The organism is Corallococcus terminator, from assembly GCF_003611635.1.
In the GTDB taxonomy this organism is placed as follows: Bacteria; Myxococcota; Myxococcia; order Myxococcales; family Myxococcaceae; genus Corallococcus; species Corallococcus terminator.
On sequence record NZ_RAVZ01000377.1, the window covers coordinates 1 to 8,800 of the forward strand.

Annotated in this window: 8 protein-coding genes; 3 read left to right on the plus strand and 5 right to left on the minus strand. The window is 70.2% G+C overall.

The window, feature by feature from the left end:
• Positions 1–140: 140 nt before the first annotated feature.
• Positions 141–1,934: a CheR family methyltransferase gene (locus tag D7V88_RS35155; RefSeq protein ID WP_120544969.1), complete on the minus strand. Its 1,794-nt coding sequence runs from the start codon at positions 1,932–1,934 to the stop codon at positions 141–143.
• Positions 1,931–2,416 (minus strand): chemotaxis protein CheW, encoded by a 486-nt coding sequence (locus D7V88_RS35160; RefSeq protein WP_120544970.1) that lies wholly within the window; start codon positions 2,414–2,416, stop codon positions 1,931–1,933. The genes D7V88_RS35155 and D7V88_RS35160 overlap by 4 nt, the downstream gene beginning before the upstream one ends.
• A gap of 212 nt (positions 2,417–2,628) precedes the next feature.
• On the opposite strand from D7V88_RS35160, the gene D7V88_RS35165 reads away from it, so the two are divergent.
• The gene (locus tag D7V88_RS35165) at positions 2,629–4,212 is read left to right on the plus strand and encodes a phytoene desaturase family protein (protein WP_120544971.1); all 1,584 of its coding nucleotides are present in this window, start codon (positions 2,629–2,631) and stop codon (positions 4,210–4,212) included.
• Positions 4,213–4,253: 41 nt separating this feature from the next.
• Here the strand turns inward: D7V88_RS35165 and D7V88_RS35170 are convergent, their stop codons facing one another.
• Both D7V88_RS35170 and D7V88_RS35175 read right to left on the minus strand, forming a co-directional pair.
• On the minus strand, positions 4,254–4,622 hold the full coding sequence (locus D7V88_RS35170) for a VOC family protein (protein ID WP_120544972.1): 369 nt from the start codon (positions 4,620–4,622) through the stop codon (positions 4,254–4,256).
• A gap of 174 nt (positions 4,623–4,796) precedes the next feature.
• On the minus strand, positions 4,797–6,584 hold the full coding sequence (locus D7V88_RS35175; protein WP_120544973.1) for a methyl-accepting chemotaxis protein: 1,788 nt from the start codon (positions 6,582–6,584) through the stop codon (positions 4,797–4,799).
• A 310-nt stretch (positions 6,585–6,894) separates the two neighbouring features.
• Here D7V88_RS35175 and D7V88_RS35180 point away from each other — a divergent pair, with 310 nt between their 5' ends.
• Positions 6,895–7,104, plus strand: coding sequence for a CsbD family protein (locus D7V88_RS35180; RefSeq protein WP_120544974.1), 210 nt, complete (start codon positions 6,895–6,897; stop codon positions 7,102–7,104).
• 93 nt (positions 7,105–7,197) lie between these two features.
• Here the strand turns inward: D7V88_RS35180 and D7V88_RS43700 are convergent, their stop codons facing one another.
• Positions 7,198–7,359 carry a hypothetical protein gene (locus D7V88_RS43700; protein WP_167508789.1) on the minus strand — a complete coding sequence of 54 codons (162 nt, stop codon included), beginning with the start codon at positions 7,357–7,359 and terminating at the stop codon, positions 7,198–7,200.
• A gap of 479 nt (positions 7,360–7,838) precedes the next feature.
• Between D7V88_RS43700 and D7V88_RS35185 the strand changes: the two genes are divergently transcribed.
• On the plus strand, positions 7,839–8,800 hold a 962-nt coding region (locus D7V88_RS35185), incomplete at its 3' end, for a universal stress protein (protein ID WP_147448989.1).

The window sequence follows — 8,800 nt, forward strand, 5'->3', positions numbered from 1 at the left end:
GGCCAGGGCGCGTGCGCGTGCGTCGAGCTGTTCGCTCGCCGCTTCGTCGGAGAAGGCCTCGCGTGCCTCGGTGGCGCGCTCCAGCTCCTCCAGCCGGGCCCGGGCCTTCTCCCAGTCGATGACTCCCTCGCGCTTCGGCATCAGCTCGCCCCTCCGCCTTCAAGCTCCAGGCGCCGCCATTCCGCGCGCGCCACGTCCGCCAGGGCTCCCGCCCGTTCACCCTCCGCCAGCGGCACCAGCGCCTCCGGCGGCAACTTCCGACACAGCCCTTCGGCCTCCCGGTACGCCCGCGCGGCGGCGGAGGACTGGTCCTGCCGGCGCAGCACATGGCCCAGCAGCAGGTGCCCCACGGCGAGCCCCGGCTCCAGGTAGAGCGCCTGCCGGGCGGACTTCTCCGCGTCGGGCAGCCGCGCCTGTCCCAGCAGCAGCAGCGCCTCCAGATACCGCAGACCGGCGACCAGCGGGTGACGAACCAGGGCCTCTCCGCACGCGAACACCGCCGCGCGGGGCTCCAGGTTGGCCAGCGTGCGCACTGCTTCCAAAGCCTGGTCCGGGTCGACCGCTTGAGCGCCCGCCCGCTTGGAGGCCTCGCGCCAGTCCCCGCGAGCCAGGGCCTGCCGCACGCCTTCGCGCGCCTCCACGCTCAGCTCGAAACGGGCGGCGGGTTTCGGCGCGGAGGCCACCGGCCGGAGCGGGACCGCTGCTTGCGTGGCGCGTGCCTCGAAGGTGTTGGAGACCGGGAAGGACCCGGAGGCCTCGCCCGAATCGAAGCGGGCGCTATCGAAGGAACCCGCCGCTTGATCCGGAGCGAAGTGCGCGCCCCCGAACGACCCCGAGGCCTCCCCCAAAACCGCACCCGAAGCGAAGCGGGACGCGTCGAAGGAATCCGATGCCGGAGCTGAAGTGAAGCGGCCACCCTCGAACGAATCTGACGGTCGTGAAACCGGACCTGAAGCGAAGCGGGACGCGTCGAAGGAGCCCGACGACGGTCCCGATGCCGGAGCGAAGCGGGCGGCGTCGGCCGAAGTACCCGAGCGTCCCGGGGTGAAGGGCGTGCCGTCCGCGCGCAGGGGCGCCAGGGGCTGGAGGGGAACGAAGTGCGTGGCGTGTCCGGCGAGCGGCTTGCGATACAGCACGCCCCAGTCGGTGAGCACGGCCTCGAAGGGGGCGTAGTCGCCCAGCGGCGGGTCGGAGGGGCCGGAGAACAGATAGCCCCCGTCGTCCAGGGCGGCGAAGAGGCGGCGCGCCACGCCTTCGATGGTGGCGTGGTTGAAGTAGATGAGGACGTTGCGGCAGAAGATGACGTCCAACTGCCAGATGCCGCTCTCTGCGGAGGGCCACGTCTCCAACGCGAGGTTGAGGTAGCCCAGCCGCACGTGGCGCTTCACGTCCGGGTTGAGCAGGTAGTGGCGGCCCTCCTGCTTGAGGTGGGCGCGCATGCGGTCCGCGGAAGGGCCGCGCAGGGACCAGTCGGTGTAGCGACCCTCGCGGGCGCGGGCGAGCGCCGTGCGCGACACGTCCGTGGCGTGCACGGTCATGTGGTCTTCCCAGCCCTCGGACATCAGCAGCGCGGTGATGGAGTAGGGCTCCTCGCCGGAGGAGCAGGCCGCGCTCCACGCGCGCAGCAGGTGCTCCGGGCCCCGGCGTTCGCGCAGCTCGGGCAGCACCACGCGGCGCAGGTGATCGAAGTGCTCGTGGGTGCGGAAGAAGTACGTCTCACCGATGGTGAGTTCAGTGAGCAGGTCGTCCAGCAGCGCGTTGTTCACGGCGAGCTGATGCCGGTAGGCCTCCACGTCCGTCAGGTTCGCGCGGGCCATGGCGCGCTGGATGCCTTCCTCGGCGGCGGCCAGACAACTGGGCGCGGCGAGCCCCGCGCGCTCCTCCACCAGGGCGAGCACTTCCCTGAAGCCATACGACAGGATGCCGCCAATCAAGCGGTCTCCGGCCGGGCTCCGAGCGCGGTGTCCAGTTGCAGCGCCTCTGCCTCGGAGAGGAAGGAGCGCAGGTCGTGCACGAGCACCAGCCCGTCGGGCAGCTTCGCGGCGCCGGCCACGTACCCCACGCCGGGCAGCTCCCCGGGGGACGCGTCCCATTCGTCGGAGGCGATGACGCGCAGGCCTTCCGCGCGGTCCACCCGCAGCGCCACCGGGCGTTGGCCGGTGGTGGCGATGATGAAGTGGTCCATGGGGGACAGGGGGCGTGCGGGGTGGCGGAACCTGCGTCGCAGGTCCAGCACGGCGATGAGCTCCCCGCGCAGGTTGAGCAGTCCCTCCACCACGTCAGGCGCCTGGGGCAGGTGCGTGAGGCGGGCGGCGCGCACCAGCTCGCGCACGTCCTGCACGGGCAGGCCGTAGCGCTGCCGCTCCAGGGTGAACAGCAGGACTTCCTGTGGGCGGGCCTCCGAGGTGGGATTCATGGATGCGCGTGGCACGCTACAGGACGTGGAGCCCCCTGGGGATTCAGGATGTTGCCCCGTCTTCTAGAAAACGCTCCGGGTGAAGGGAGCGCTGCGTCCCCGGAGGAACGCCCGGCGAGCGGCCATGAATCCCGGAAGGGAAACTCTTTTTCGCCTGGACCGTACCGTCGGAGCAGTCGCCAGCCGGCACGAGGCCGGGCATCGTGAGGACCATGGTTCGGCACGTCATCGTCGTGGGCGCAGGGCCGGGAGGGCTGTCGGTCGCCATCAACCTGGCCGGGCAGGGCTTCCAGGTCACCGTGGTGGAGAAGGACGCGGTGCCGGGCGGCCGGATGAAGGGACTCACGCTGGGTGAGGATGGCGAGTACGCGGTGGACACCGGCCCGTCCATCCTCCAACTGCCCGGCGTGCTGGAGCAGATCTTCCGGCGCTCGGGCAAGCGGCTTGCGGACTACGTCACGCTCAGCCCGGTGGATCCGAACACGCGCGTGCACTTCTGGGACGGCACGCACCTGGACACGCGGCGCGACGTGGAGCGGATGGGGCAGGAGCTGGAGAAGTTCGGCGCGGGCAAGGGCGATGCGCTGAAGGGCTGGATGGAGGATGGGCGGGAGAAGTACGCGCTCGCGTACGAGAAGTTCATCTGCACGAACGCGGGGAGCCTGGGCTACTACGCGCCCTGGCGGCTGGCCCCCACGCTGCGCTTCAAGCCGTGGCAGACGCTCTACAAGCAGTTGGATTCGTTCTTCCACGACGACCGGATGACATACGCGCTGGCGTACCCGTCCAAGTACCTGGGCCTGCACCCGACGACGTGCTCGTCGGTGTTCAGCGTGATTCCCTTCATCGAGCTGGCCTTCGGCGTGTGGCACGTGCAGGGCGGCTTCCGAGCGCTGGCGCGCGGGATGATGAAGTGTGCCCAGGACCTGGGCGTCACCTTCCGCATGGGCACGCCGGTGGAGCGCGTGCGCGTGGAGGCGGGGCGCGCGGTGGGCGTGAAGCTCGCGGGCGGCGAGGTGTTGGACGCGGACGCGGTGGTGGTGAACGCGGACCTGGCGTACGCGGCGCAGAAGCTGCTGGCCCCGGAGGCGCGTGAAGGTGGGAGGCTGACGGACGCGGCGCTGGAGCGGGCGAAGTATTCGTGCAGCACGTTCATGGCGTACTACGGGCTGGACACGACGTACGCGGACCTGCCGCACCACCTCATCTACCTGTCGGAGAGTGCGCGGCGCACGGACCGGGACGCGCTGGAGGACCGGTCGGTGGACGTGGACGACCCGCCCTTCTACGTGTGCAACCCGGGTGTGTCGGACACGACGGGGACGGGGGCGCCGAAGGGGCACTCGACGTTGTACGTGCTCGTGCCCACGCCCAACACGGCGCGGCCGGTGGACTGGGCGAAGACGGAAGCGACGTTGCGCGAGCGCATCCCGAAGATGCTGGAGAAGGTGGGCATCAAGAACGTGCGCGAGCACGTGAAGGCGGAGCGCTACTTCACGGCGGAGACGTGGCGGGACGACTTCAACGTGTTCCGGGGCGCGGTGTTCAACCTGTCGCACACGTGGCTGCAACTGGGCCCGCTGCGGCCCCGCGTGAAGAACGCGCAGGTGGAGGGCCTGTACTTCGTGGGCGGCGGCACGCACCCGGGAAGCGGGCTGCTCACCATCATGGAGAGCGCGAACATCGCGGCGGACTACCTGACGCGCGAGGCAGGGAAGGGCGCGCTGCCGGGCTGGCCCTACGTGCCGCCGCTGGAGGACGACGCGAAGCCGGCGCCCCAGGCCCTCGCGGGCTGAAGCGCCGGGTGTCTGTCTTTGTTCCGGAGTCCCGGTGTGCGTCAGGAGGCGCCGGGGCGGCAACTGACCTCGACGAGGATGCCGCCCGGAGCGCGGCAGTAGACGAGGGTGCCCCGGTTGTTGCGGATGACATCGGAGACCTCCAGCCCGTCGGCCTTCACGCGCTCCTGGAAGGCGAGCACGGGGGCTTCGGAGTCCTGGAGGAAGCCGACGTGGAAGTCCTCCGGGAAGGTGTCCGTGTCGCGCTTGCGGCGCTGGAGGATGAGCACGAAGCCATCCGGTCCGGACAGCATGGCGATGGCGGGCGAGTCGTGGTTCTTCGCGTGCGACGTGAAGTCGCAGTAGCGCGTGAAGAAGCGGGCGGTGGCCTGGACGTCGGGGACCTGCAGGTCGAGGTGATTCAGTTTCATGGCGAGCCTCGCGAAGGCACACGTGTGCCGTCAGAGGGCCGAGGGTTCTTCCTCCCGAGGGAGGTCGAACAAGTGCTTCCACCGTGGAAGTGACCGGGGCTCACCGAACCGGTCCGCCGTTTTTCGACCGACGCGGAGGCTAACGGGCCCTGTGCGTGCAGGGCAAGGCCCTGCTCAGGACACGTACCGTGTCGCCAACTGCGACACCTGCCCCGTGGCCTGCTCTACCGCGGTCGCCGCTTCCTGCGTGGTGCCCAGTTGGCGCAGCGTGGCGGCCATCAGCTCGTCCATCTCACTGACCGCGCTGAAGAGCTGATCCACGCCCGCGTGCTGCTGGGCCACGGCCTCGGCGATCTGCCGCACCGCGGACGCGGACTCCTGGGACAGGGAGATGAGCTCGCGCAGCCGCTCGCCGCTCTTGCGCAGCGGCACCAGCGCGGCCTCCACGCCCTGGGCGCTCTTGTCCGCCGTCGCCACCGCTTCGCCCGTGGCCGTCTCCATGCCCTCCAGCAGTCCGCGCACCTGGCCCGTCGCCTTGATGGACTGGTCCGCCAGTTCGCGCATCTGCCGCGCCACCACCGCGAAGCCCCGGCCCTGTTCGCCCGCGCGGCTCGCTTCGATGGCCGCGTTGATGGCCAGCATGTGCGACTGGTCCCCCAGCGACTTCACCACCTCCGACACCCGGCCCACCTCGCGCGCCCGCGTGCCCAGGTCGCTCACCTGTTGGTGCAGGCCGTTCGTGAGGTCCAGGATGTCCGCGAGCCCCTTCTCCGTGCCCGCCAGCGACTCCTCGCCCAGCCGGCCCATCGCCGCGGCGCGCTCCGCCACCTCCAGGATGTTCCCCGCGCGGCTCGCCGCGAGCTTCGACGTCTGTTGGATCTCCTGCGCCGTGGTGCGCGCCTGGTGGATGGCCACCGCCTGCCGCGACATCGTGCGGTTCTGCTGGTCGCTCGCCTCGGTCAGCCGCGTGCCCGCCTGTGCCAGGTGCCCCGCCGACGAGCGCAGCGACCGGGGCAGCTCCTGCAACTGTTCGTAGAGCAGCCACGTGCGCGCGGACAGGTCGCCCAACTCGTCCGTGGACACCCACTGCGGCGGCGACGCGCGGCCCTCCACCAGCGCATCCAGGGACGCGCCAATCGCCTTCGCTCCCTGCGCCAGCCGGCGCGCCGCCCAGGCCGCGGTGAAGATGGCGCCCAGCGCCGCGAACCCACCCAGCAGCGCCACCGGCGTCGTCAGGTCCTCCTGCAACGGCACGATGCGCGCGCGCACCCGCGCCGCGCCCCGGTAGTCGCCCGACAGCTCCAGGTCATCCGCCAGCCCGTTGAGGTTCTTCTCCAGCCGCAACTGCAACGTGGCGATGCTGGTGATGCAGGTGATGAGCAGCGCGGACACGACGATGGCCGGCAGGAACCAGCTCTGCCGGGGCAGGAACATCCCTACCCCCGCGGGGCGTTCGTGCGGCGCGCGGCGGAACGCCTCCAGCGTCACCGCCGCCAGCGTCCGCTCATAGAGCATGTACATGAGCGGCGCGCTGAAGAGGCCCGCGCTCATCGCCACCGCCACGCCCACCAGGATGACGCGCGGCGGACGGTCCAACGCCAGACCGATGGCGCCGTTGAAGAAGATGCCGCCCAGGAACCAGCCCGCCTGCGCCTCCACGAACGTCAGGATGCCCGGCAGCCGCAACAGCCGGCGCAGCCGCTGCGGCGCGTTGCCCGGCGCTTCATGCAGCGCATGCCGCAACAGCGCGCCCACCGCGCCAATGGGCACGACCAGCGCCAGCCCGCCAATGACGATGGGCGTGACGACGCCCAGCACGAAGCCCAGCGAACCCGAATCCACGTCCAACAACTGCATGTCGACGTAGATGGCGGGCGCCACCGCCACGGTCACGACGAGCGTTCGCAGCATCAGCAGCTTGAAGAGCAGCGCTTCCGCGGTCGGGGTCGTGGGTTGATTCATCGGGAGGATGATCCAGGGGAAGCATCAGCCTGAGGGCGAAGAGCGGGTGCGTCAACGACACTGCTTCTTCTTGTGCCAGAGACTCCCCGGTCTCCGGGGAACACAGGGACGCGACGGGTAGGCTGGGCGGGGAGCGTGTCGGTGCTCGTCCTTGAGGGCTGTCGGTTGCTCGACACCGCCGCCTGCTCTGGCCGGGCGGATCATCGCGAGGAGGGCAGCCGAGCGGACGGGCCATCGGCGCCTGCCGGCCGCCTGCGTCATGCACACGTTGTCTTCACCAACGATTCACACAACGAAGCAGGAGGACGCCATGGGCGAGTGGACCGACAAGGCCAAGGGCAAGGTGAAGGAAACCGTGGGTGTCGCGACCGGCGACCGTTCGCTGGAGGCCGAAGGCAAGGCCGACACGATCAAGGGCAAGGTGAAGGGCGTGGTCGAGGACATCAAGCACGCCATCAAGGACAAGAAGGAAGAGCGCGAGGAAGTGCGTCGCGGTGACGCGGATCCGTATCAGCGCTAGTTCCTGGTGAAGTCAGGCGTCGAACCGTTCGGGCCGCGAAAAGCCATCGTGCTTCTTCGTGGCCCGAGCTGTTTCAGGTGACGGGCTGCTGCTTCAGTTGCGCATCTTCTCGCAGGGACACGCGACCTCGAGAAAGGTGGTGGACTTGCCGCTGACCATCACCCAGAGGCAGCGCAGCACACAGGCTGTGCCGAACTCCCGGTAGATGAGCCCCAGGTTGGCAACCACCTCACGACCCGTGATGACCCCGCGCATGTCCCGCTCCCTTGCTTCCTGCCGTCCAACCCGCCGCCCATGGCAAGGCGTCTTGCCGAGCGGAGGTCTTTGCAAAGGGCTGGCCGCGCGTCGCGAGGGGCTTCCCCGCGACAGTGTTCAACACTGGACGTTCCAAGGGTTTGAATCCGCGACCTCGGTCGCACGCCTGCCCGCGTCACGGTGCACGAAACGGATCGGCGCCCTGAAAACGTTACAGCGGACAGCGTCGGGCGGGTGACGCGCGCGTCGTCCTGTTGCCTGGGACGGCCGGGCACCGGGGCCCCGTTGCCTGGTCGCGGGAGTGGCGTCCCTGGGATACAGGTGGCACATCCACCGACCGGCCTGAATGTATGTGCATGAGGCTGCGCGTGAGGCGGAGCCCGTGACGCCGTGCACCGACGTCCTGCCCGAGCGCGTGAGTGGAATGCCGCCCCGCCCCGGACGTCCGCGCCGCCAGGTCGTGGAAGGAGGGAGCCGAGATGAGAACGAATGTGACTTCCCGACGGGGTCTGCCCTTGTTGCCGGAGGGCCTGCCCCGGCCCCTGCGGGGGTTGAAGCGGTTGGTGGTGGGGATGGACTTCTCCCTGCAGTCGGAGTTCGCGCTGGCCCGCGCGCTGAGGCTTCCGCTGGCGCAGGGGGCTTCCGTCAGCGTGCTGCACGTGAGCCCACCGTTGGATGGCCACAACGGCCCCGACGGCACGGTGGCCGGGGAGCGCTGTCTGCGCCGGTCGGTGGCATCCGCGTGTCGCCGGCTGCGACAGCGGCCGGACGTGGACGTGCGCGAGGAGCTGCGCGTCGGGGATGTGTCGAACGTCGCGGCGGAGCTGGCCAAGGACCAGGGCACGGAGATGCTGGTGGTGGGCCGGCCGCCCCCGAAATACCCGGTGGTGCCGCTGCCCGACACGTCCACGGTGCTGCGCCTGGTGCGCGAGGTGGACGCCTCCGTGCTGGTGGTGGCGCCGCACCCGGGCCGCGTGTACCACCGGCCCCTCGTCGCGGTGAGCTTCTCGCGTGAGTCGCGGCGGGCGTTGGAGCTGACCATGCGCCTGTGCCCGGCCTCGACGCCCATCGAGGTGCTGCACGTGATGGACACGCGCGAGGAGGAAGCCGTGCTGCGGCGCCAGGACGCGCCGTTGGAGCAGTGGCTGCGGTTGCGCCAGGAGCGTGAGAACACGGCACGGGAGGCCCTCTGGCGCTTCCTCGCGCCGTACCGGGAGACCGGCCGTGAGCTGGGTATCCGCGTGCGCACCGGCGACCCGGAGGAGGGCATCCTGGCGGAGGCTCTCGAGCGCGACTCCGACCTGCTGACCCTGGGCATGTCCTCGGCGCGGCCAAGCTCGCCGCTGACGGAAGGGGTGCTGGGACACTCGCGCTGCGACGTGCTCATCTCAAGGCACGTCGCAGCGCGAGTGTCCCAGCACCCCTTCCGTCAGCGGCGAGC